At 63.6% G+C, this 21,808-nt stretch carries 20 protein-coding genes; 13 read left to right on the top strand and 7 right to left on the bottom strand.

Features of this window, described 5'->3' with window-relative positions; genetic code table 11:
* Position 1 precedes the first annotated feature (1 nt).
* The 4 genes from PDMSB3_RS02550 (at position 2) to PDMSB3_RS02535 (ending at position 5,019) form a co-directional block, all read left to right on the top strand.
* The gene (locus tag PDMSB3_RS02550; RefSeq protein ID WP_007179297.1) at positions 2–2,167 is read left to right on the top strand and encodes a site-specific recombinase; all 2,166 of its coding nucleotides are present in this window, start codon (positions 2–4) and stop codon (positions 2,165–2,167) included.
* Positions 2,168–2,298: 131 nt separating this feature from the next.
* Positions 2,299–3,591, top strand: coding sequence for a THUMP domain-containing class I SAM-dependent RNA methyltransferase (locus PDMSB3_RS02545; RefSeq protein ID WP_007179298.1), 1,293 nt, complete (start codon positions 2,299–2,301; stop codon positions 3,589–3,591).
* Between the two features lie 237 nt (positions 3,592–3,828).
* Positions 3,829–4,212 (top strand): VOC family protein, encoded by a 384-nt coding sequence (locus PDMSB3_RS02540; protein WP_007179299.1) that lies wholly within the window; start codon positions 3,829–3,831, stop codon positions 4,210–4,212.
* A 66-nt stretch (positions 4,213–4,278) separates the two neighbouring features.
* A complete protein-coding gene (locus PDMSB3_RS02535; RefSeq protein WP_007179300.1) occupies positions 4,279–5,019 on the top strand; it encodes a helix-turn-helix transcriptional regulator in 741 nt (246 codons plus the stop codon).
* Positions 5,020–5,070: 51 nt separating this feature from the next.
* Here the strand turns inward: PDMSB3_RS02535 and PDMSB3_RS02530 are convergent, their stop codons facing one another.
* The 3 genes from PDMSB3_RS02530 to PDMSB3_RS02520 are packed head-to-tail and all read right to left on the bottom strand — an operon-like array spanning position 5,071 to position 8,011.
* Positions 5,071–6,525: an NAD(P)(+) transhydrogenase (Re/Si-specific) subunit beta gene (locus PDMSB3_RS02530; RefSeq protein WP_007179301.1), complete on the bottom strand. Its 1,455-nt coding sequence runs from the start codon at positions 6,523–6,525 to the stop codon at positions 5,071–5,073.
* Positions 6,525–6,857, bottom strand: coding sequence for an NAD(P) transhydrogenase subunit alpha (locus PDMSB3_RS02525; protein WP_007179302.1), 333 nt, complete (start codon positions 6,855–6,857; stop codon positions 6,525–6,527). The genes PDMSB3_RS02530 and PDMSB3_RS02525 overlap by 1 nt, the downstream gene beginning before the upstream one ends.
* A gap of 11 nt (positions 6,858–6,868) precedes the next feature.
* Positions 6,869–8,011 carry a Re/Si-specific NAD(P)(+) transhydrogenase subunit alpha gene (locus PDMSB3_RS02520; RefSeq protein WP_007179303.1) on the bottom strand — a complete coding sequence of 381 codons (1,143 nt, stop codon included), beginning with the start codon at positions 8,009–8,011 and terminating at the stop codon, positions 6,869–6,871.
* Between the two features lie 241 nt (positions 8,012–8,252).
* Between PDMSB3_RS02520 and PDMSB3_RS02515 the strand changes: the two genes are divergently transcribed.
* The 3 genes from PDMSB3_RS02515 to PDMSB3_RS02505 all read left to right on the top strand — a co-directional run bounded on the left by PDMSB3_RS02515 (position 8,253) and on the right by PDMSB3_RS02505 (position 11,789).
* Positions 8,253–8,732, top strand: a complete 480-nt coding sequence (locus PDMSB3_RS02515; RefSeq protein WP_165184430.1) for an NUDIX hydrolase — start codon at positions 8,253–8,255, stop codon at positions 8,730–8,732.
* Positions 8,733–8,801: 69 nt separating this feature from the next.
* Positions 8,802–9,947 (top strand): tRNA 2-thiouridine(34) synthase MnmA, encoded by a 1,146-nt coding sequence (gene mnmA / locus PDMSB3_RS02510; protein WP_165184428.1) that lies wholly within the window; start codon positions 8,802–8,804, stop codon positions 9,945–9,947.
* Positions 9,948–10,178: 231 nt separating this feature from the next.
* On the top strand, positions 10,179–11,789 hold the full coding sequence (locus tag PDMSB3_RS02505) for an FMN-binding glutamate synthase family protein (RefSeq protein WP_007179306.1): 1,611 nt from the start codon (positions 10,179–10,181) through the stop codon (positions 11,787–11,789).
* Positions 11,790–12,069: 280 nt separating this feature from the next.
* On the opposite strand, the gene PDMSB3_RS02500 is transcribed toward PDMSB3_RS02505, so the two are convergent.
* Positions 12,070–12,309 (bottom strand): hypothetical protein, encoded by a 240-nt coding sequence (locus PDMSB3_RS02500; protein WP_007179307.1) that lies wholly within the window; start codon positions 12,307–12,309, stop codon positions 12,070–12,072.
* Between the two features lie 523 nt (positions 12,310–12,832).
* Here PDMSB3_RS02500 and glyQ point away from each other — a divergent pair.
* The 5 genes from glyQ to PDMSB3_RS02475 are packed head-to-tail and all read left to right on the top strand — an operon-like array spanning position 12,833 to position 18,266.
* Positions 12,833–13,840, top strand: a complete 1,008-nt coding sequence (gene glyQ, locus PDMSB3_RS02495; protein WP_007179308.1) for a glycine--tRNA ligase subunit alpha — start codon at positions 12,833–12,835, stop codon at positions 13,838–13,840.
* Between the two features lie 15 nt (positions 13,841–13,855).
* A complete protein-coding gene (gene glyS, locus PDMSB3_RS02490) occupies positions 13,856–15,955 on the top strand; it encodes a glycine--tRNA ligase subunit beta (protein WP_007179309.1) in 2,100 nt (699 codons plus the stop codon).
* A gap of 10 nt (positions 15,956–15,965) precedes the next feature.
* Positions 15,966–16,520 carry a D-glycero-beta-D-manno-heptose 1,7-bisphosphate 7-phosphatase gene (gene gmhB / locus PDMSB3_RS02485; RefSeq protein WP_007179310.1) on the top strand — a complete coding sequence of 185 codons (555 nt, stop codon included), beginning with the start codon at positions 15,966–15,968 and terminating at the stop codon, positions 16,518–16,520.
* Between the two features lie 40 nt (positions 16,521–16,560).
* Entirely contained in the window at positions 16,561–17,319 is a 759-nt protein-coding gene (locus tag PDMSB3_RS02480; RefSeq protein ID WP_007179311.1) for a lysophospholipid acyltransferase family protein, read from the top strand.
* A gap of 44 nt (positions 17,320–17,363) precedes the next feature.
* Positions 17,364–18,266 carry a M48 family metallopeptidase gene (locus tag PDMSB3_RS02475; protein WP_165184425.1) on the top strand — a complete coding sequence of 301 codons (903 nt, stop codon included), beginning with the start codon at positions 17,364–17,366 and terminating at the stop codon, positions 18,264–18,266.
* Positions 18,267–18,388: 122 nt separating this feature from the next.
* Here the strand turns inward: PDMSB3_RS02475 and PDMSB3_RS02470 are convergent, their stop codons facing one another.
* From PDMSB3_RS02470 to PDMSB3_RS02460, 3 genes are all read right to left on the bottom strand, one after another.
* Positions 18,389–18,787, bottom strand: a complete 399-nt coding sequence (locus PDMSB3_RS02470; protein WP_165184423.1) for a hypothetical protein — start codon at positions 18,785–18,787, stop codon at positions 18,389–18,391.
* A gap of 27 nt (positions 18,788–18,814) precedes the next feature.
* The gene (gloA, locus tag PDMSB3_RS02465) at positions 18,815–19,201 is read right to left on the bottom strand and encodes a lactoylglutathione lyase (RefSeq protein WP_007179314.1); all 387 of its coding nucleotides are present in this window, start codon (positions 19,199–19,201) and stop codon (positions 18,815–18,817) included.
* Positions 19,202–19,288: 87 nt separating this feature from the next.
* Positions 19,289–20,410 (bottom strand): porin, encoded by a 1,122-nt coding sequence (locus PDMSB3_RS02460; protein WP_007179315.1) that lies wholly within the window; start codon positions 20,408–20,410, stop codon positions 19,289–19,291.
* A 353-nt stretch (positions 20,411–20,763) separates the two neighbouring features.
* Here PDMSB3_RS02460 and PDMSB3_RS02455 point away from each other — a divergent pair, with 353 nt between their 5' ends.
* Positions 20,764–21,699 carry a DMT family transporter gene (locus PDMSB3_RS02455; protein ID WP_007179316.1) on the top strand — a complete coding sequence of 312 codons (936 nt, stop codon included), beginning with the start codon at positions 20,764–20,766 and terminating at the stop codon, positions 21,697–21,699.
* The last annotated feature ends 109 nt before the right edge of the window (positions 21,700–21,808 follow it).

Genomic DNA, 21,808 nt, shown 5'->3' with positions numbered 1-21,808 from the left:
AGTGTTCGACTCGCTCAAACGATTCATCAGGAAATGGCGCGCTTCGCGCGACGGCGGTCACCAGCTCGATGCGCTGCTGGCGATCGCCGACCGGACCGCGCCGTATCCGGAGCGCAGCGCGTGGCTGATCGAACTCGCCCACTGGATTCGCCGGGGCCACGCAGTCCAGGCCGGCGCCGCCGCTGAAGGCAACGCCCATCACTCCACGCCGGCGCACACGCGAATCCGCTATCTCCTCCATGTGCTCGACCGCAACCCCGTCTGGAAGGCGAACGTCGCCGGTATTCTGCGTGCACTGCTGCGCGAGAGCGACGGCCTCTCGCTGCTGTGCGACGCCGGCATGCCCGTGCATTCGGGCTTCTTCGGTGCGTTGTTCGAACGGCTCGAAGCCGCGTTGATTCCGCCCGCGCCAAACCGGCGCGACCTCACCGCGATCGTCACGCTCATGTTCAGCTCGGAGCGGGACGCCGAATGGATCGGCGCGCTTCCCACCGACCTGCTGATCCGCATCCACGTGCTTTTCGATTACGCGGCGGACGAAGACGAACAGCGCGACACCACACCGTTTTCGCTCGACCTGCTGGCGGCGCTGCATAACCTGACCTGCCAGATCAGTTCCACGGGCCTGTCACAAACCGTGCGCAGCCGTCTGGGCCGAGCCGATCCGGACGACTGCGGCTTCGCTCACGCGCACCGCGATCGCGACGGCCATGCCACGCACGAAGCCAGCGACGTGCGCGTCGCGATGGAAAAGCAACCGTTCTACCGGCTCACACGCGCGATGCTCGCCGTCGAAGCCGCGCACCAGGCGTTCGTGGCCGGCGGCCCGCAGGAACCGCTGCTGCACGAGGTCAACTATCTGCGGCTGCTGCTCGACGAATGCCGCGGCGCGACGGACGACGTCTTCGCGCATCTCTATCGCAACGGCGTGAGCGTCGACATCGTGTTCCAGGTCGAACGGATGCGCATGCGGATCGTGCGCGCCGAGCATCTGCTGAATGCATGGATGGCGCAAGACGATCCGCACGCCGGCGCGCGTCTCACCGCCGAACTCGTCAACGCAAACCATGCGAGCCAGAGCGTCGCGCACCTGGTACGCAGCAACTTTTCGCTGCTGGCGCGCAAGGTCGTCGAATACAGCGCCGATACCGGCGAGCACTACATCGCCCGCGATCGCGCCGAATATCTGAAGATGCTGCGCATGGCGGCCGGCGGCGGTCTCGTCACCGTCGTCACGGTGTGCGTGAAATTCGCCATTACCGGCGCGCATTTTCAGGCGATGTTCGAAGGCCTGCTGGCCGGCATCAACTACGCGGCGAGTTTCCTGCTGATGCACTTCCTGCACTTCTCGCTCGCCACCAAGCAGCCGGCCATGACCGCACCGACGCTCGCGCGGGAACTCGACGGTGTCGGCACGCCGGCAGGGGTCGACAGCTTCGTCAGTTCGGTGACCGCGCTGATGCGCACCCAGGCCGCCGCGGTGCTCGGCAACGTTCTGCTGGTGTTTCCCGTGTGCTTCGGCGTGCAATTGCTGTGGCACGCGCTGTTTCGCGCCAACATCATTTCGCCGGAGAAGGCGCACGCCACGCTGCACTCCTTCTCGCTCTGGGGGCCGACACCGTTCTACGCCGCGTTGACCGGCGTGCTGCTGTGGTCGTCCAGCCTGCTTGCGGGCTGGGCGGACAACTGGTTCGTGCTGCATCGCGTTGCCGACGCGCTCACCTATAACCGCCGTCTGCGCATGACGCTGGGCGCGGCCGGTGCCGACCGGATCGCGCGGTTTTGCCGTGCGAATGTGGCGGGGGTGGTCGGCAATATCACGCTCGGGCTGATGCTCGGCCTGGTGCCGGCGATTCTCACCGCGTTTGCGTTTTCCTTCGAAGTGCGTCACGTCACGCTCAGCGCCGGTTCGATCGGCGTCGCGCTCGGCGTGCTCGGCAAGGACGCGCTGAAACTGCCGGAGTTGTGGTGGGCGGTGGCCGGTGTCGGCAGCATGGCGATACTCAACGTGGCCGTGAGTTTCGCGCTCGCCTTCTACATGGCGGTGAAATCGCGCGACTTGCGGCGCAACGCGGTGCGCTCGCTGCGTGGCGCGATCTGGCAACGGCTGTTCCGGCATCCGCTGGAACTCGTCTGGCCGGCAAAAGCGGCACGCGCAGCCAGGTAGCGGCCTGCGGCGGCAACCGCTCGCCGCACCGCCCGCGCAGGCGGGCGCGGCTTGCCGCCAGGCAATCGCGCATGGCCGCTCACCCCGACCGCGTACAATAGCGCCTTATCCAACGCCTTCCGGCAACCTCAATGTCCTTCGATTTCTTCCTCCCTTGCCCACGCGGCCTTGAAGCCTCGCTCGCGGCCGAACTCGCCGAAATTGCCGCCCAGCACCTGAACGGCGCGCCGTTCACGGCCGGCGCACAAGTGCCGGGCGGCGTGCATTTCCGTGGAGGCTGGGCCGCCGGCATGGCCGCCAACCTGCACTCGCGCCTCGCGAGCCGCGTGCTGCTGAAAATCGCGCATCGTCCGTATCGCAGCGAACAGGACATTTACGCGCTCGCGGTCGAACAGCGTTGGGAACAATGGTTCTCGGCAAACGAAACGCTGCGGGTGGACGTCACCGCAATCAAATCGCCGCTGCGCAGCCTGGAATTCACCACGCTGCGCGTGAAGGACGCGATCTGCGACCGTCTGCGCGAAGTCAGCGGTGCGCGTCCGAGTATCGACACCGCCATGCCCGACGTGCGCGTGTTCGCGTTTCTCACCGCCACCGACTGCACGCTGTATCTCGACACCTCGGGCGACCCGCTCTTCAAGCGCGGCTGGCGCCTCGACAAGGGCGCGGCGCCGCTGCGCGAGAATCTGGCCGCGGGCATTCTGCGTCTGACCGGTTGGACCGCCGGCACGCCCCTGTACGACCCGATGTGCGGCAGCGGCACGTTCCTCGCCGAAGCCGCGCAGGTGGCGCTGAATATCGCGCCGGGCGCGGAACGCCGCTTCGGCTTCGAGAAGCTCAAGCAGTACGAAGCCAGGACCTGGCAAACGCTCAAGGCCGCCGCGCTCGACGCGAAACACGCCGCGCGCAGTTCGCGTGCCGATCTGCAGATCTTCGGTAGCGATATTTCCGGCGACATGCTCGACAAGGCGCGCGCCAACTTCCAGCGTGCCGGCTTGCCGTCTATTCCGCTCAAGCAGCTCGACGCGCGCAACATGACGCCGCCCTCGTCCGCGGCGGGCATTCTCGTCGCGAATCCGCCCTATGGCGAACGGATCGAAGTGCGCGGACGCAATGCGCGCGGCGAGCTTCGCGAAGGCCGCGGCAATCGTGACAGCCGCGAAGACGACGGCTTTCGCCGCGCCCAGGAGGAAACGCCGGACAGCGAATTCTTCCAGTCGCTAGGCGACGCGCTCAAGCAACGCTTCACCGGTTGGCATGCGTTTATCCTGACGTCGGACCGCAAGCTGCCTGGCCAGTTGCGCCTGCGTGAATCGACCAAGACACCGCTCTTTAACGGCGCGCTCGAATGCCGGCTGTTCCGCTTCGACCTGATCGCAGGCAGCGTGCGGCAGCGGCCGCAAACTGATACGCCTGCGGCTTGACGCACAGCGCTTTCAGCGCCGCCGCTGCAAGGCGATAAGAACCGCGAGCCGCGAACCGGCCTCGCGGTTTTTTTTTCGCCTGCTGTCTGCTTCGGCCCCCTTCGCTTCTCTCATCGCTTCTTTCATCGCTGCTGCCACGCCCTACTGACACCACGCTGTCAGCAGCACCCCCGCACACTCCTTCTCACGCCATCCGGCGCTTTGCACGGCTTACCCCGCCATCCCCAGGAGAGTGACATGTCCACATCATCCAAAGTTGTTGCATGGTTCGAGATTCCGTCCGTCGATTTCGCTCGCGCCGTTCGTTTCTACGAAGCCGCGCTCGACGTCAAACTGAACGTGCAGGAAATCGGCGGCCAGCCGATCGCCGTGTTCGGCTACGAAGAACCGGCCACCGGCGGCGCGATCGTCCACAGCCCGTCGATGACGCCGACCGGCGACGGCGTGCTCGTCTACCTGAACGCGCAGCCGAACGTCGACGCCACCCTCGCGCGCGTGGAGAAAGCCGGCGGCAAGACCGACGGCCCGGTGATCAAGCTGCCGAAGGACATCGGCTATATCGCGTTCTTCACCGATACGGAAGGCAACCGCCTCGGCCTGCATTCGCAGACCAACGGTTAAACGCGTCACGACGCTCATGCGCGGCGGGCGCCAGACACCGCGCACGAACGCTGACCGGAGCGCGGCATGCGGCGCTATCATCGCGGGACTGTCCCGGTCCTCTTCTACACCACGCCCACGATGACGCGCCGCGCCGACCGCCTGTTCCAGATCGCCGAACTGCTGCGCGGACGGCGTCTGACCACCGCGCAGCAACTCGCCGACTGGCTGAACATCTCGCTGCGCACGGTCTATCGCGATGTGCGTGATCTGCAACTGTCAGGGGTGCCGATCGAGGGCGAAGCCGGCATCGGCTACCGGCTGAGCCGCACGGCGAGTTTGCCGCCGCTCACCTTCACCGCCGACGAACTGGCCGCGCTCGCCGCGGGCGCACGCATGCTCGAGTCGTGGGGAGGCGCCGCCTTTGCCGGTGGCGCGCGCGGCGCGCTCGCCAAAATCGCTTCGGCCATGCCCGCCGACAAGCGCGCGGCGCTGGAAAGGCTGGCGGTTTTCGCGCCGTCGTTTCACATCAAGGGGAATTTTTCGGCGCAACTGGACGCGCTGCATCGCGCGATCGATACGCGGCATGTGGTGAGCTTTGCTTACGTCGACGTGAATGGCGCGGCGACCGAACGACGCGTCTGGCCACTTGCGCTCGCCTATTGGGGCGCGCGCTGGACGCTTGGCGCGTGGTGTGAATTGCGTAGCGATTTCCGCAATTTCGGACTGGAGAAGATCCAGAATCTGCAGGTGCTCGAACAGTATCCGGATCAGGAAGGCAGGCGCCTTGCGGATCTGTTGCGGCATGTGAATGCCAGGCCGAAGTGAGGATCGCGGTTTGCCGTTGCGAGGCAAACCGCGATCCTGTTCCAGGCGGGTTTATTCGACCGCTTTCACCATATCTTCGATCACCTTCTTCGCATCGCCGAACACCATCATCGTCTTGTCCATGTAGAACAGGTCGTTGTCGAGCCCGGCGTACCCCGCCGCCATCGAGCGCTTGTTCACGATCACCGTACGCGCCTTGTACGCCTCGATGATCGGCATGCCCGCAATCGGCGACTTCGGATCGTTCTTCGCCGCCGGATTCACCACGTCATTTGCGCCGAGCACCAGCACCACGTCGACCTGGCCGAACTCCCCGTTGATGTCGTCCATTTCGTAGACCATGTCGTACGGCACTTCGGCTTCGGCGAGCAGCACGTTCATGTGGCCCGGCATCCGGCCCGCCACCGGGTGAATCGCGTACTTCACCTCGATGCCTTTCTCCACCAGCTTGTCGGTCAGCTCCTTCAGCGCATGCTGCGCACGTGCCACGGCGAGACCATACCCCGGCACGATCACCACGGTTTCAGCATTGCCGAGCATAAACGCCGCATCGTCTGCAGAACCGGATTTCACCGGACGCTGCTCCGCCGACCCACCCGCTACCGCCGCCCCCGCCTCATTACCGAAGCCGCCGAGAATCACGTTGAAGAACGAGCGGTTCATCGCGCGGCACATGATGTACGAAAGAATCGCACCCGACGAACCCACCAGCGAGCCCGCGATGATCAGCATCGGATTGTTCAGCGAGAAGCCGATGCCCGCCGCCGCCCAGCCCGAGTACGAGTTCAGCATCGACACCACCACCGGCATGTCCGCGCCGCCGATCGGAATGATGATCAGCACGCCGAGCACGAAAGCGATGATCGTCATGATGATGAACGGCAGCCACGACTGCGTGAGGAAGAAGATCACGCCAAAGCCGAGCATCGCGAGCGCGAGCAGCAGGTTGATCAGATGCTGCCCGGCATACACGACCGGCGCGCCCTGGAACAGGCGGAACTTGTACTTGCCCGACAGCTTGCCGAACGCGATCACCGAACCGGAGAACGTGATCGCGCCGACGAACGTGCCGATGAACAGCTCGACGCGATTGCCATACGGCAGGAAGCCCGGCGCGGTGTTCTCCGGATCGACCAGACCGAACGCCGCCGGCTCCGACACCACCGCATACGCGATACACACGGCGGCCAGACCGATCAGCGAGTGCATCGCCGCGACCAGCTCCGGCATCTTGGTCATTTCCACGCGCGCGGCGACGAACGCGCCGACCGCGCCGCCGATCACCAGCGCGACCAGCAGCAGACCGAGCCCCAAACCGAGGTTCGAACCGAGCCCGTTAGCCTGCTTGACGATCAGCGCGATGGTGGTGAGGATCGCGATCGCCATCCCGGCCATGCCGAAGGTATTGCCGATGCGCGCGGTCTTCGGATTCGACAGCCCCTTGAGCGCCTGAATGAAGCAGACCGACGCGACCAGATAAAGCAGCGTGACGAGGTTCAGACTCATTACGCGTTCTCCTTTGCCGTCTTATCTGCGATCAGCTTCTTCGGCTCTTTCTTGCGGAACATCTCCAGCATTCGCCGCGTCACGAGAAAGCCGCCAAACACGTTGACCGCCGCGAGTGCGACGGCGAGCGTGCCGAAGAACTTGCCCGGCGCACCCAGGGTCAGGCCGGCGGCCAGCATCGCGCCGACGATCACGATCGCCGAGATCGCGTTGGTCACGGCCATCAGCGGCGTGTGCAGCGCGGGCGTGACGTTCCAGACCACGTGGTAGCCGACGTAGATCGCCAGCACGAAGATGATCAGGTTGATGACGGTGTGGTTGATGACTTCCATCGCCATTCTCCTTAAGCCTTGCGCGCGACTTCGCCGTCGCGGGCCAGCAGCGTGGCCGCGACGATGTCGTCTGCGAGATCGATGTTCAGGGCGCCTTCCTTCGTGATGATCAGCTTGAGGAAATCGAGCAGGTTGCGCGCGTAGAGGGACGACGCGTCGGCGGGCACCATCGAGGCCAGATTTGTATAGCCGACGATAGTCACGCCGTGTCTGATCACCACCTGGTCCGCTTCGGTCAACGGACAGTTGCCGCCGCGCCGGCCTTCGTACTCCGCGCCGCGTCCCGCCGCGAGATCGACCAGCACGGAGCCGGGTTTCATCGCCTGCACGGTTTCCACCGAGATCAAGGTCGGCGCGGCGCGGCCCGGAATCAGCGCGGTGGAAATCACCACGTCGGCCTGTTTGGCGCGCTCATGAACCAGCGCCGACTGACGCGCGAGCCACGATGGCGGCATCGGCCGCGCATAGCCGCCGACGCCTTGGGCGGCTTCACGCTCCTCGTCGGTTTCGTAGGGCACGTCGAGAAACTTCGCGCCGAGCGATTCGATCTGTTCCTTGACCGCGGGACGCACGTCGGATGCTTCGATCACGGCGCCCAAACGCTTCGCAGTCGCAATCGCCTGCAAGCCCGCCACGCCCGCGCCCAGAATCAGCACGCGCGCGGCTTTCACCGTGCCGGCGGCGGTCATCAGCATCGGCATGAAGCGCGGGTAAAGCGTGGCGGCGAGCAGCACCGCCTTATACCCGGCAATGTTGGCCTGCGAGCTCAGCACGTCGAGGCTTTGCGCACGCGTGGTGCGCGGCGCGGCTTCGAGCGCGAACGCGGTGACGCCGGCTGCCGCCAGCTTTGATGAGTTTTCGGTATTAAAAGGATCGAGCATGCCGACCAGCACCGCGCCGCGCTTCAGAAGCGGCAGTTCGGCGTCGGTCGGCGACTGCACCTTGAGAACGAGATCGGCGCCGAAAGCGGTCGCGGCGTCGACGATCTCCGCGCCGGCGGCCGTAAAGGCGTCGTCAGGAAAGCTTGCGCCGGTGCCGGCGCCGCTCTGGATCGCGACCCGGTGGCCCTGGCTCACATACTTCCTGACCGTCTCGGGCGTCGCGGCGACGCGGGTTTCGTGCGCGCGCGTCTCGGCTGGCACTCCGATGTGCATCGTTGTTCCTCCTCGACTTCCTGTTTTACGACAGATCCGCCGACGAGGCACGCCGGCTTGCAAGTGCAACGGCTAACGCCTCACTTTAACCGAAACGGGCGCGGCGTCGAAATCGGGGACAATGCGGGGGGCCTTGGCGGACGCAGGCTGCGTCGTGACGGGCCGGCGAGGCGGCAGACCAGGGCGCCGCGCCGACCCGCTTCCCGGCAGGCGAGGCCTATAAACGGTAAAATGCGCACCCATGAAACCGGAAACCTGGCTGCCGCACGTCACCGTCGCGGCCATCGTCGAGCGTGACGGGCGCTTTCTCGTGGTCGAAGAACATACCGCCGACGGCCTGCGCCTGAATCAGCCCGCAGGCCATCTGGAAGCGGGCGAAACGCTGGTCGAAGCAGTGATCCGCGAAACGCTCGAGGAAACCGCCCATCCGTTCGCGCCCGAGGCGCTGGTGGGCCTGTACATGACCCACTTCGAGCGGCCCGGCAATGAGGGTGTCACCTACCTGCGCTTCACCTATTGCGGCGCAGGCGGCGGCCCCGACCCGGAGCGCGCGCTCGACCCCGACATCGTCCGCACGTTGTGGATGAGCGCCGACGAATTGCGCGCCTGTCCAGAACGGCACCGCACGCCGCTCGTCATGCAATGTCTCGACGACTACCTCGCGGGCCGGCGTTTCCCGCTCGACTTCGTGCACACGCATTCGGTCGGGCCCAAACAGTAAATATCGCGGCAGCCGTCACGAGCGGCCACCCACGATCCATGAAGTCATGCAGCACCCAGTGAGCACCTTATGAGCAAGCAGAAAGTCGTAGTAGGCATGTCGGGCGGCGTCGATTCGTCGGTCACCGCGTGGCTGCTGAAGGAACAAGGCTACGACGTGGTCGGCCTGTTCATGAAAAACTGGGAAGACGATGACGACAGCGAGTACTGCTCCACGCGGCAGGACTGGATCGACGTGGTCTCGGTGGCGGACCTGATCGGCATCGACGTCGAAGCGGTCAACTTCGCCGCCGAATACAAGGACCGCGTGTTCGCCGAATTCCTGCGCGAATATTCGGCCGGCCGCACGCCGAACCCGGACGTGCTCTGCAACGCCGAGATCAAGTTCAAGGCGTTCCTCGATCACGCCATATCGCTCGGCGCGGAAACCATCGCGACCGGCCACTATGCGCGCGTGCGCGAGAACAACGGCCGCTTCGAACTGCTGAAGGCATTCGACCATACGAAAGATCAGTCGTACTTCCTGCATCGGCTGAATCAGGCGCAGTTGTCGAAAACGCTGTTTCCGCTCGGCGAAATTCCGAAAACCAAAGTGCGCGAAATCGCCGAACAGATCGCGCTGCCCAATGCGAAGAAGAAAGATTCGACCGGCATCTGCTTTATCGGCGAACGGCCGTTCCGCGACTTCCTGAATCGCTATCTGCCCACCAAGCCCGGCCCGATGAAAACCACCGAGGGCAAAGTGGTCGGCGAACATATCGGCCTCGCGTTCTACACGTTTGGACAGCGCAAGGGCATCGGCCTCGGCGGCAGCAAGGACGGCAGCGGCGAGCCGTGGTTCGTGGCCGGCAAGGACATCCCGTCGAACACACTGTACGTCGCGCAAGGCCACGATCATCCGTGGCTGCTCAGCCATACGCTGTCCGCGGGCAACACGAGCTGGGTGGCGGGCGAGCCGCCAGCGGACGGCTTCGCCTGCGGCGCGAAGACCCGTTACCGGCAAGCGGATGCACCGTGCACGTTCAGCTCGGCGGGAGCCGGCGAAGGCCTGTTCGAACTGAATTTCGACACTGCGCAATGGGCTGTCACACCAGGGCAATCCGCCGTGCTCTACGATGGCGACGTGTGCCTGGGCGGCGGCATCATCGAACATGCGGTGACCGGTCAGCCGGTCACACGCCAGCCTCAGAAAGCGGCGCTGCTGACCGCCCGTTGACCATGCATTCAATCGATCAGCATTGCCGTGAGCGGCAATGCAGCGCACCGCTGTGCGTGCACGCCTGAACCTGCTCGGCGGCGTCCATGCGTTCGCTCTTCAAGCGGCAACTCGCGTCACCATTCGCGTCACCATGACAGGCCGTCGCCCGTTTTCCTTCACGACGGATTCCGCTGGCGCCAGCGGCGTTGGCGGTCCCGCCGTGACGATCCTCACTGCACCGGAGTTCCCATGTTTTCTCGACGTTATCTCGCCATGTGGTGTGCAGCCGCGCTGTTCGCGGTCTGTGCGGCGTTCGCCGCCACGCATCACATTTCGTGGTTCTGGATCATCGTGCCGCTCGCGCTCGTCGCGCTCGGGCTGTTCGACCTGACACAGCAGCGTCACGCGATCCTGCGCAACTATCCGCTGTGGGGCCATTTCCGTTTCCTGTTCGAATTCATCCGGCCGGAAATCCGCCAGTATTTCGTTGAAGGCGATACTGACGAAAAGCCGTTCTCGCGCGCCCAGCGCAGCATCGTCTACCAGCGCGCGAAGAACGACGTCGATAGCCGCCCGTACGGCACGGAGCTCGACGTCAAGGCCGTTGCGCACGAATGGATCAGCCACTCGCTCGCGCCGACCAGGCTCGATAGTCACGACTTCCGCATCGTAGTCGGACCGGATCGCGCGCAGCCTTATTCGATGTCGATCTTCAACGTCTCGGCAATGAGCTTCGGCTCGCTGTCGGCGAACGCGATCATGGCGCTGAACCTCGGCGCGAAAAAAGGCAACTTCGCGCACGACACCGGCGAAGGCTCGATGTCGAAGTATCACCGCGAGCACGGCGGCGACATCATCTGGGAAATCGCCTCGGGCTACTTCGGCTGCCGCAACGAAGACGGCACCTTCAGCGCGGAGAAGTTCGCGAAGCAGGCCGCCGAGCCGCAAGTGAAGATGATCGAGGTGAAGCTCTCGCAAGGCGCGAAGCCGGGTCACGGCGGCGTCCTGCCGGCCGCCAAGATCACGCCGGAAATCGCCGAGACGCGCGGCGTGCCGATGGGCCGCGACTGCATCTCGCCGGCCACGCACTCGGAGTTCTCCACGCCGCGCGGCCTGCTGGAATTCGTCGACCGTCTGCGCACGCTGTCGGGTGGCAAGCCGACCGGGTTCAAGCTGTGTATCGGGCACCCGTGGGAATTTTTCGGCATTGCGAAGGCGATGCTGGAAACGGGCATCCTGCCTGATTTTATCGTGGTGGACGGCGCGGAAGGCGGCACGGGCGCGGCGCCGCTCGAATTCACGGATCACGTTGGCGTGCCGTTGCAGGAAGGCCTGCTGCTGGTGCATAACACGCTGGTGGGCATCGGCTTGCGGCAACGTATTCGCATTGGCGCGAGCGGCAAGATGATCACCGCGTTCGACATCACCAAAACGCTCGCTATCGGCGCGGACTGGGTCAACGCGGCGCGCGGCTTCATGTTCGCGGTGGGCTGCATTCAGGCGCAGACCTGCCACACCGGGCGCTGCCCGACCGGCGTCGCGACGCAGGACCCGGTGCGCCAGCGCGCTCTGGTGGTTCCCGACAAGGCAGACCGCGTCTTCAATTTCCATCACAACACACTGCATGCGCTGAAGGAAATCATTCAGGCCGCGGGGTTGAAGCATCCGGCTGAACTGCGCGCGCATCACATCGTGCGGCGCGTGTCGTCGCATGAGGTGCAGTTGATGTCGGAGCTGCTGAAGTATCTCGATCCGAACGATCTGCTCAACGGCAATTATCGCTACTCGCTGTTCGAGAAGTACTGGCCGGTGGCGCAAAGCGATTCGTTCTCGCCGAAGGTGGAGTTGGCGGCGACGTGATTCCGCTCGAGAATTCGCCCCATATCTCCATACGGGCACTTTAGCGAACCATATATTTGCACGGTCTTTTCTGCGCCAACTGACGTTCTCCGGCGGCTGGCGGGATCGTATTGACCGGCCTGTCTCAATTCGGTCCTGGCCCCTTTGGGGACCAGGACGTCTCGTCATCCTTTTAGCCGGGCAGCTTGTCGGTCCAGCGCGCCCTCCCATCGTAACGGAGGGACCTGCATTGCTCCGGGCGCAAAGGGATCTCATCGCCCCTCACCACGCCTTCCATATCTCAGTCGGTAATTCCGCTTACCCGTTGCCCCTCAGGAATGAGTTCCGGGTGCCGCTTGTATATGGGGATGAGTACCTTTTCGAACACCATGTACATGACCTCTCCCATAGCATGTTTGAAATCTTCAAGCTCTTCATTCGAGCAGTGTGCCTGAACAAAGGCGATCGTCTCGTCTAGTGAACCGTTTATCTTCAACATTCGCTTGCTCACTTCCAGTGCCACTGCTTTATCTTGAAACATACTTTTCACTCCTTCGGATTCATTCGGCTCGCACTTCACAGCCGGGCACCGTGCTTCCCGGCAAGCAGATGCGGAGCAAGATGCGCTCTAGATTCTCGGGCAGCCGCTAAGCTCCGCACAGTCATTGACGCAATTCCAGAACCTGAATCCGAAATCGCCGCTCGGCAATGAACTATTCGAACATTTTGCCCGGCACGTCGCCCTCACGGCATTAGGAAACCGCGCACGCACCCGTCAGATATCACCCGATTTCGATAGCGACAACGAGAACGACAAATACAGCACCCGTGCCTTCCGGTCAGACGAGGGGAAGTGCTGAAAGAGCAACCAGGGACAACCGACTGGACCCAGATCCTGGCCGAATGAAAAAGTGGGCGCTCGACGGCTCCCATCAACCTCATCACCCCGCAAAACGGACACCCCCCTCCCTTTCCGTTAAAATCTCTGGTTTAGCACTTCGCTCCACGGCCACCCCGGCGCGCTTCGGCGTTCACGGCGCGGCCCCATGCCCGAAAGGCACTTCATGCTCACGTTTCAGCAAATCATCCTGACAATGCAGTCCTACTGGGACAAGCAGGGTTGCGCGTTGCTCCAGCCAATCGACATGGAAGTCGGCGCGGGCACGTCCCACGTCCATACTTTCCTGCGCGCGATCGGCCCCGAGCCGTGGCGCGCGGCGTACGTGCAACCGTCGCGCCGCCCGAAAGACGGCCGCTACGGCGAGAACCCGAACCGTCTGCAGCATTACTATCAGTACCAGGTGGTGCTCAAGCCTGCGCCGGAAAATATCCTCGACCTGTACCTCGGCTCGCTCGAAGCCCTCGGCTTCGACCTGAAGCAGAACGACGTGCGCTTCGTCGAAGACGACTGGGAAAACCCCACGCTCGGCGCCTGGGGTCTCGGCTGGGAAGTGTGGCTGAACGGCATGGAAGTGACCCAGTTCACCTACTTCCAGCAGGTTGGCGGTCTGGACTGCAAACCGGTGCTCGGCGAAATCACGTATGGCCTCGAGCGCCTCGCCATGTATTTGCAGAAGGTCGAAAACGTCTACGACCTGGTCTGGACTGAGTGGGAAGAGCAAGGCCCGAACGGCCCCGAACTGCGTCGCCTGACTTATGGCGACGTCTACCATCAGAACGAAGTCGAACAGTCCGCCTACAACTTCGAGCACGCGAACGTCGAGTTGCTGTTCTCGATCTTCAACAGCTACGAAGCCGAAGCAAGGCGCATGATCGAAGCGCAGATCGCCCTGCCCGCCTATGAACTAGTGCTGAAAGCCGGCCACACGTTCAACCTGCTCGACGCGCGCGGCGCCATTTCGGTCACGGAACGCGCGGCATACATCGGCCGCATTCGCGCGCTGTCGAAGCTGGTCGCGCAGGCCTACTACGATTCGCGCGAGAAGCTCGGTTTCCCGATGCTCGGCAATCCGGTGCACGGCGTGCCCGGCCTCACGACTGACGAACAGGACGCCGCCATGCCCGCATGGGCGCCGCCGCTGAAAGTCGAACGCAAGATCGACCAGGACTGACGAGAACATCAAGAAATGACTCAACCCCATCAAGCTACTCTGCTCGTCGAACTGCTGACCGAAGAACTGCCGCCTAAAGCGCTCGCGCGTCTTGGCGACGCCTTCGCTGAAGGCATTGCGCAGCGCCTCGCGGCGCGCGACCTGGTCGAAGGCGAATTGTCGTTCGAACGTTATGCCACGCCGCGCCGCCTCGCCGTCACGATCAAAAACGTACGCGCGGTTGCGCCGGAAAAACACGTGCGCGAAAAAGTGCTGCCGGTTTCCGTCGCGCTGGATAAAGACGGCCAGCCCACCGCGCCGCTCGCCAAGAAACTCGCTGCGCTCGGCTTCCCCGATTTCTCGGTGAACGACCTGGAGCGCGCACAGGACGGTAAGGCCGAAGCGTTCTTCCTGCGCTATGCCGCGCCCGGCGCGACGCTCGCCGAAGGCCTGCAAAGCGCGCTCGACGAAACACTCGCCAAGCTGCCCATTCCGAAGGTCATGACGTATCAGCGCCCGGACGGCACCAATGTGCAGTTCGTGCGTCCGGCGCATCGGCTGACCGCGCTGCACGGCGAACAGATCGTGCCGGTGAGCGCGCTCGGCATCGACGCCGACGACACCACGCTCGGCCATCGTTTCCTCTCCGAAGGTTTCGTGCAGATCCAGCACGCGGATTCGTACGCCGAGACGCTGCTGCACAAAGGCCGCGTAGTGGCGAATTTCTCCGATCGCAAGGAGACCATCCGCACGCATCTGCTCGCGCAAGCAAACGGCGACCAGGTCGTGATGCCGGAATCGCTGCTGGACGAAGTGACGTCGCTGGTCGAGTGGCCGGTGGTCTACGCGTGCCGTTTCGAGGACGAATTCCTGCAAGTGCCGCAGGAATGCCTGATCCTCACCATGCAGACGAACCAGAAATACTTCGCGCTGACCGATGCGAACGGCAAGCTGCGTTCGCGCTTCCTGATCGTGTCGAATATCGAAACGTCCACGCCGGGCGATATCGTGGAAGGCAACGAGCGCGTGGTGCGTCCGCGTCTGGCCGACGCGAAGTTCTTCTTCGAGCAGGACAAGAAGAAGACGCTCGCCGATCGCGTGCCGCTGCTCGCGAACGTCGTGTATCACAACAAGCTCGGCTCGGCACTGCAACGCGTAGAGCGCGTCGAAGCGCTGGCCGGCGCGATTGCCGAACTGATCGGCGCGGACGTGGCGCTCGCCAAGCGCGCCGCGCGCCTCGCCAAGGCCGATCTGATCACCGACATGGTCGGCGAATTCCCCGAGCTGCAGGGCACGATGGGCACGTACTACGCGCGCCACGACGGCGAGCCGGAAGAAGTCGCGCTCGCGTGCTCGGAACACTATCAGCCGCGTTTCTCCGGCGACGCATTGCCCACTACCACAACCGGCACCGTCGTCGCGCTGGCCGACAAGCTCGAAACACTGGTCGGCATCTGGGGCATCGGTCTGCAACCCACCGGTGAAAAAGACCCGTTCGCGCTGCGCCGTCACGCGCTCGGCGTGCTGCGCATTCTCGTCGAGAAGCAACTGCCGGTCGACTTCGTCGAACTGCTGCGCACCGCTTACGCACAATTCGCCGCGGTGCCGAACGTCGTCGATTCGACGCAGGCCATTTACGAGTTCAGCATGGACCGCCTGCGCGGCCTGCTGCGCGAGCGCGGCTATGCGCCGGGTGAAATCGACGCGGTGCTGGCGCTGAACCCCACGCGTCTGGACGATATCGTCGCGCGTCTGGATGCCGTGCGCGAATTCGCATCGCTGGCTGAAGCGGCTTCGCTCGCGGCGGCCAACAAGCGCATCTCGAACATCCTGAAGAAGTCGGAAGGCGCGGCGACCGGCGGGGTGCAGGTCGCGCTGCTCGTCGAAGCGGCGGAAAAAGCCTTGCATGCACAGCTCGAACAGGTCGCGCCGCGCGTGCAGTCACAACTGGCCGCGCGCGACTACACGGGTGCGCTGACCGCGCTCGCCGCGTTGCGCGAACCGGTCGACACGTTCTTCAACGACGTGATGGTCAACGCCGAAGATCCCGCGTTGCGCGCCAACCGTCTGGCCTTGCTCGGCGCACTGCATCAGCAGATGAACTGCGTCGCCGACATTTCCCGACTCGCAGCCTGAGCCCCGCGCCATGCCGACCAAAAAAGTGGTGATCCTCGACCGCGACGGCGTGATCAACGTCGACTCCGACGCGTTCATCAAGTCGCCGGACGAATGGGTTGCCCTACCCGGTGCACTGGAAGCCATCGCGCGTCTGAACCAGGCTGGCTATCGCGTGGCGATCGCGACCAACCAGTCGGGCATCGGCCGCGGCCTGTTCGACATGAACGCGCTCAATGCAATGCATCTGAAGATGCATCGCATGGCGGCCGCGGTCGGCGGGCGCATCGACGCGGTGTTCTTCTGCCCGCACACGGCGGAAGACCACTGCGAGTGCCGCAAGCCGAAGCCCGGCATGCTGAAGATGATCGCCGAGCGCTTCGAGGTCGATCCGGAAAATACGCCGGTAGTGGGCGACGCCATGCGCGATCTGCAGGCCGGCGCGGCGCTCGGCCATCCGGTTCACCTGGTGCTGACGGGCAAGGGCCGCAAAACGCTTGCGGCCGGCGGTCTGCCAGAAGGCACGATTGTGCACGACGACCTGCGTGCGTTCGCGCTCGACTTCCTCGCCGACGCTCAAGAGTGACGCGCGCCGAGCGCGTCCCCATCCCTCACTGACCACGCCGATGCGCTTCATCCGTTCTTTGCTTCTGCTGATCTACTTCGTTCTGTTCACGGTGCCGTACGCGACTGCATGCTTCATCGCATTTCCGTTCATGCGCGCCGACAACCGCTACTGGATGGCGGCCGGCTGGTGTCGCGCCACGCTGCATACGGTGCGCTGGCTGAACGGTATCCGCTACCGGATCGAGGGCATGGAGAACCTCCCCGACGGCCCCGCCGTGTTGCTCTCCAAGCATCAATCGGCATGGGAAACGCTGGCGTTTCCGGCGTTGATGCCGCGGCCGCTGTGCTACGTGTTCAAGCGCGAATTGCTGTACGTGCCGTTTTTCGGTTGGGCGCTCGGCCTGCTGAAGATGGTTCATATCGATCGCAAGGAAGGCAAGTACGCGTTCGAATCCGTCATCAGGCAAGGCAAGGCGCGCATGGCGGAAGGCGCCTGGGTCATCATGTTTCCGGAAGGCACACGCACCCGCACCGGCACGCAAGGCAAATACAAAACCGGCGGCGCGCGTTTCGCGATAGCCACCGGTGCGCCGGTCGTACCGATCGCGCACAACGCAGGACGTGTATGGCCTCGCAACTCGTTTCTCAAATATGCGGGTATAGTCACAGTGTCGATCGGCAAGCCGATCGAGACGACGGGGCTCACGCCCGATGAAGTGAACACGCGCGTCGAACGGTGGATCGAAGCTGAAATGCGTCGCATCGATCCTACCGCGTACCGCGCGGCGGAAAGCAGTTCCGCCGCCGCACCAATCTGACGCGCCCACGCCCTCGAAAGCGTATTAGCGCGAAGCCGAATCCGATGCAGAAGTCTCCTACGCCGCAGCCCGCCGCGGCGCTCGATAACCGGCAACTCGATCTCCCGCTCTTTGCCGAGCCGGGGTCGACGTCGTCGTCCCCTTCACCTTCCGCACCTTCGCCTGGCTCGTTGCAGAGTTCGCCGGGAAGCCAGCAACCGGCCGTGCCGCTCGCACCGGATGGCAGCAAGCTGCGCAGCCTCGCGATCGGCTCACGCACGCTCCATTACGTCCTCAAGCGTTCGGCGCGACGCTCGATCGGCTTTGCGATCGACAGCACCGGTCTGACGATCACCGCACCGCGTTGGGTCACGCTCGCCGATATCGAAACCGCGATCACCGAAAAGCAGCGCTGGATTTTCACGAAGCTGATCGAGTGGCAAACGCGTGTCGAGCAGCGCGCATTGCCGAAGGTCGACTGGAAAGATGGCGCCGAAGTGCCGTATCTCGGTCAGCCCGTGCGCGTAAAGCTCGGCTCGCCGCAGGGCATCCTCGCGTTCAGCGCGGAAGACGCGGCACTGCAAGTACCGTTGCCGTTGCAAGCGGACCCGCAGCAGATCAAGGACCGCGTGCAAGGCTGGCTGCAGGGCGAAGCAAAGCGCCTGTTCGGCGAGCGGCTCGCGATTTACGCGGAGAAACTGGGCGTGAACTATCGTGCGTACGCGCTTTCTTCAGCGGCGACGCGTTGGGGCAGTTGTTCGAGTGACGGCAAGATCCGCCTGAACTGGCGGTTGATTCACTTTCCACTTTCCATCATCGATTATGTGGTTGCTCATGAACTCGCGCATCTGCGTGAAATGAATCACAGCCCGCGTTTCTGGCAAACCGTCGAATCGATTTTTCCGGAATTCCGCGAAGCGCGGCAGACATTGAAGTCGCATCCGCCGGAATTACTGCCGACGCTTTAAGGCCTCGGGCCTCGGGCCTCGCACCTGGCACCTGGCACCTGGCACCTGGCACCTGGCACCTCGCGCCTTGAAACCGGCGCTTCAATTTCAAACTGAAGCACCGGCTTGTCACACTCTCCCGCTCATTCCGAGCAGAACGTTTCCTGCAGATGACGCCACGTCACCTTACCGTGCGCGTCGCGATCCATCACCGCCGTGGAGCGCCGCACATTCGCGTTGCCGGTGTTGTCGCGCTGATACTCGCGATATTTCACCACCGCCCCTGACGGATATTCGGCAACGATCTCCTTGTCGCGGATGCTGATTTGCGAGCCTGGACGCGCGCCGCGCAGCTTCGAGAATGTCTCACGCAAGCCGGCGTGATCCAGTGCGATGCCTGACGTCATGACCAGCGTGAATTGCGGAGCGAAGCGCGCCATGATTCGTTGCAGCGCGCCTTCATCCGCGGAGCCGTCGAACAGGGCCGCGAGTTCGACGTGGATCTCGTCGAGTTCCTTGAAGTAGGGATTGCTGTTATTCATGATCTGATCTCGCCCCGCCGCCCTGCTTTATTTCTTCTTCTGGATGAACTCGATCTTGTAGCCGTCCGGATCCGTGACGAAAGCGATCACGGTCGTGCCGTGCTTCATCGGGCCGGCTTCGCGCACGACCGTGCCGCCTTGTGCCTTGATTCTGTCACATGCGGCGTAGGCGTCGTCCACTTCGACGGCGAGGTGGCCGAAACCGGTGCCGAGGTCGTAAGAAGGCGTGTCCCAGTTGTGGGTGAGTTCGAGCACGGTGCCGTCGCGCTCATCTTCGTAACCGACGAATGCCAGCGTGAATTTGCCGTCCGGATAGTCGTCGCGGCGCAGCAGTTTCATGCCGAGCAGTTCGGTGTAAAAGGCAATCGAGCGATCCAGGTCGCCGACCCGGAGCATGGTGTGAAGCAGGCGCATTGTGCACTCCCTGTTGCGTGATAGCGAGACCGTAAATGTACCCGGAATCACGCGCCGCTGCAGAGCGTGCCAAACGGAAAGCCGTACTCAGAACTGATGCCGCACGCCTGCCATCAACCCGATCTGCGAGCCCTTTTGCGCAAGCCCGACGCCGTTGACGCCCTGCAGTTGCGCACCGATCAGATCGCCGCGATAGATCGAATAGTCGCCTTCCAGATAGATATCGGTGCGTCTGGACAGGTTGTAGTCCGCCACCAGTTGGTACTGCCAGGCGGAGCCGTCCTGCGCCGCCGTTTTGCCGTCCTGCAGCGTACGCCAGATGTTCGCGGCAAAGTGCCACTTGTTACTGACCTGTTGCGTGATGCCGCCCATGATCATGCGGCGCCGCGCAAAGTCCGTGTACTTGAGGGCCGCCAGCACGGGCGCGGTGAACGGCCCGTTGGCGAAATTCGAAAAGCCCGCATCGTTCTGATTGACGATGTAGCCGGCGGAAAAGCGCGTGAGATTCCACGTGTACGCGCCGCCGAAGGTCCACGTCTTCGCGGCCGCGCCGTTGACGGAATCTTTCGACTCTTCATACGCGCCGCCCAGGCTGAACGGACCGCCTTCCGGTTTATAAGCCGCGGCCGCGCCGATCTGGCTGCCGTAGGAATTCCCCGCATTGCCGCCGAATGCGTAACCGGCCGCGAACGTGAAACCGTTATATTTCGCCTGATACTGCACCTGGTTGCTGGTCCAGATGCCACCCGTCATCGTCACTTCAGGTTGAAAGCTGAAGTCGTACGGGATCCAGGAATTGCTGCCGTAACCGGCCACCGTGACGCCTTCGATCACGACGTTGTACTGACGACCGAGAATGATCTGGCCGTAGGAATCCGAACGCACGCCGACCTGCGCTTCATTGAAGAACGGCAGCGTGGGATCGCTTTGGCCGCTGTTGATATAGATGCGATTTTCGAGTTTGAAGAAGGTAGACCATCCGCCGCCCAGATCCTCGACGCCCTTCAGTCCCCAGCGGCTCTGCGTCATGCCGCCGTTGCCGAGTCCGATCGACGAGTCGCCGGCCTTGTTGGCGTGAGTCAGATAGCGCACACTCTCGTCGACCACGCCGTACAGCGTCACGCTGGATTGCGCGTGCGCCATCTGACACCCCAACGACGCCAACGCCGCAGGCACTGCCGCCGCGGCCCACCTGCCTACGTTCTTCATCGCTTTTCCTCGTACAGGCTCCGCATTGCGCGGATTTGGGTTCGTCTGCCGTGGCGGATCCCTCAGCGAAACCGGCACGCTGCTGTCCGCCTATACTTCGCATTCTTCGTACTGAGAAGCCTTGCACCGCACCGGATGCAGCCGGTACGAATATCCTGACGAAACGTTTGTGGCTGAACCTTAGCGCGAAACGGCAAGAGTGCGAAATTAGTCTGACGGTGTGTTGCGCGGGTGTTGTGAAATCAGCAAAAAACTTGCTGCCTGTAAGAAGCACGCGTAGGCGGTGGGGTCATCGGTTGGCGAGGTGGACAGGTTTGCTATCGTACGACCTGTTCCCGATCCGACTCCGTCCAATGAGCACCTCTGCACTGCCCGCACGCCGCGCCCCGGATAGCGTCGCCATCCTCCTGATGATCGGCCTGTGCGCGATCTGGGGTCTCCAGCAAGTCGCGATCAAAAGCACCAACGTGGCGCTGCCACCGGTTTTTCAGGCCGGCCTGCGCTCGGCGATCGCGGCACTGCTCGTATGGGGCTGGGCGCGCTCACGCGGCACGCCGCTCTTTCGCGACGACGGCACCCTTGGCGCCGGCCTGCTCGCGGGCGTGCTGTTCGCCAGCGAGTTCGTGTGCATTTTTCTCGGCCTGACGCTGACCAGCGCGTCGCGCATGGCGGTCTTTCTGTACACCGCGCCGTGCTTCACGGCGCTTGGCCTGCACTGGTTCGTCGACGGCGAGCGCATGCGGCGCATTCAGTGGCTCGGCATCTTCGTGGCGTTCGCGGGTATGGCGCTCGCATTCGCGGACGGCTTCCTGCATGGCCACGCCGCGCAAGGGTCGGTATTCACGGGTGTCGCCGGCGACGTGCTCGGCGTGCTGGCCGGCATTGCGTGGGCCGCGACCACCGTGGTGGTGCGCGCCACGCGCCTCGCTCATTCGAGCGCCAGCAAGACGCTGTTCTACCAACTGACAGTCTCGGCGGCGGTCCTGCTCGCGCTTGCACTCGCACTCGGCCAGGCGCGCGTGGAAACCGTCACGCCGCTGGCGGTGGTGAGCCTCGCGTATCAAGCCGTGGTGGTGGCGTTCGTCAGCTATCTGGTGTGGTTCTGGTTGCTGACGCGCTATATCGCGTCGCGCCTGTCGGTGTTCTCGTTCCTCACGCCGCTGTTCGGCGTGACCTTCGGCGTGCTGCTGCTCGGCGAGTCGTTCAGTCTGCGTTTTCTGATGGCCGCGGTGCTGGTGCTGGCCGGCATTGCGCTGGTCAACGCGCCGGCAAAGCGGGTGACGATTTAGGGCCGCGCCGAAACGGGTAACAAATTCGGGCACCGCCACAGCGGTGGACGACTTCGAGCGCCAGCGTGTCAAAGCTGCCAGTTCGGAGTTCAACCCTCGGCGCCCACCG

Source organism: Paraburkholderia dioscoreae (assembly GCF_902459535.1).
In the GTDB taxonomy this organism is placed as follows: Bacteria; Pseudomonadota; Gammaproteobacteria; order Burkholderiales; family Burkholderiaceae; genus Paraburkholderia; species Paraburkholderia dioscoreae.
This window is presented reverse-complemented; position numbering and strand designations above follow the sequence as displayed.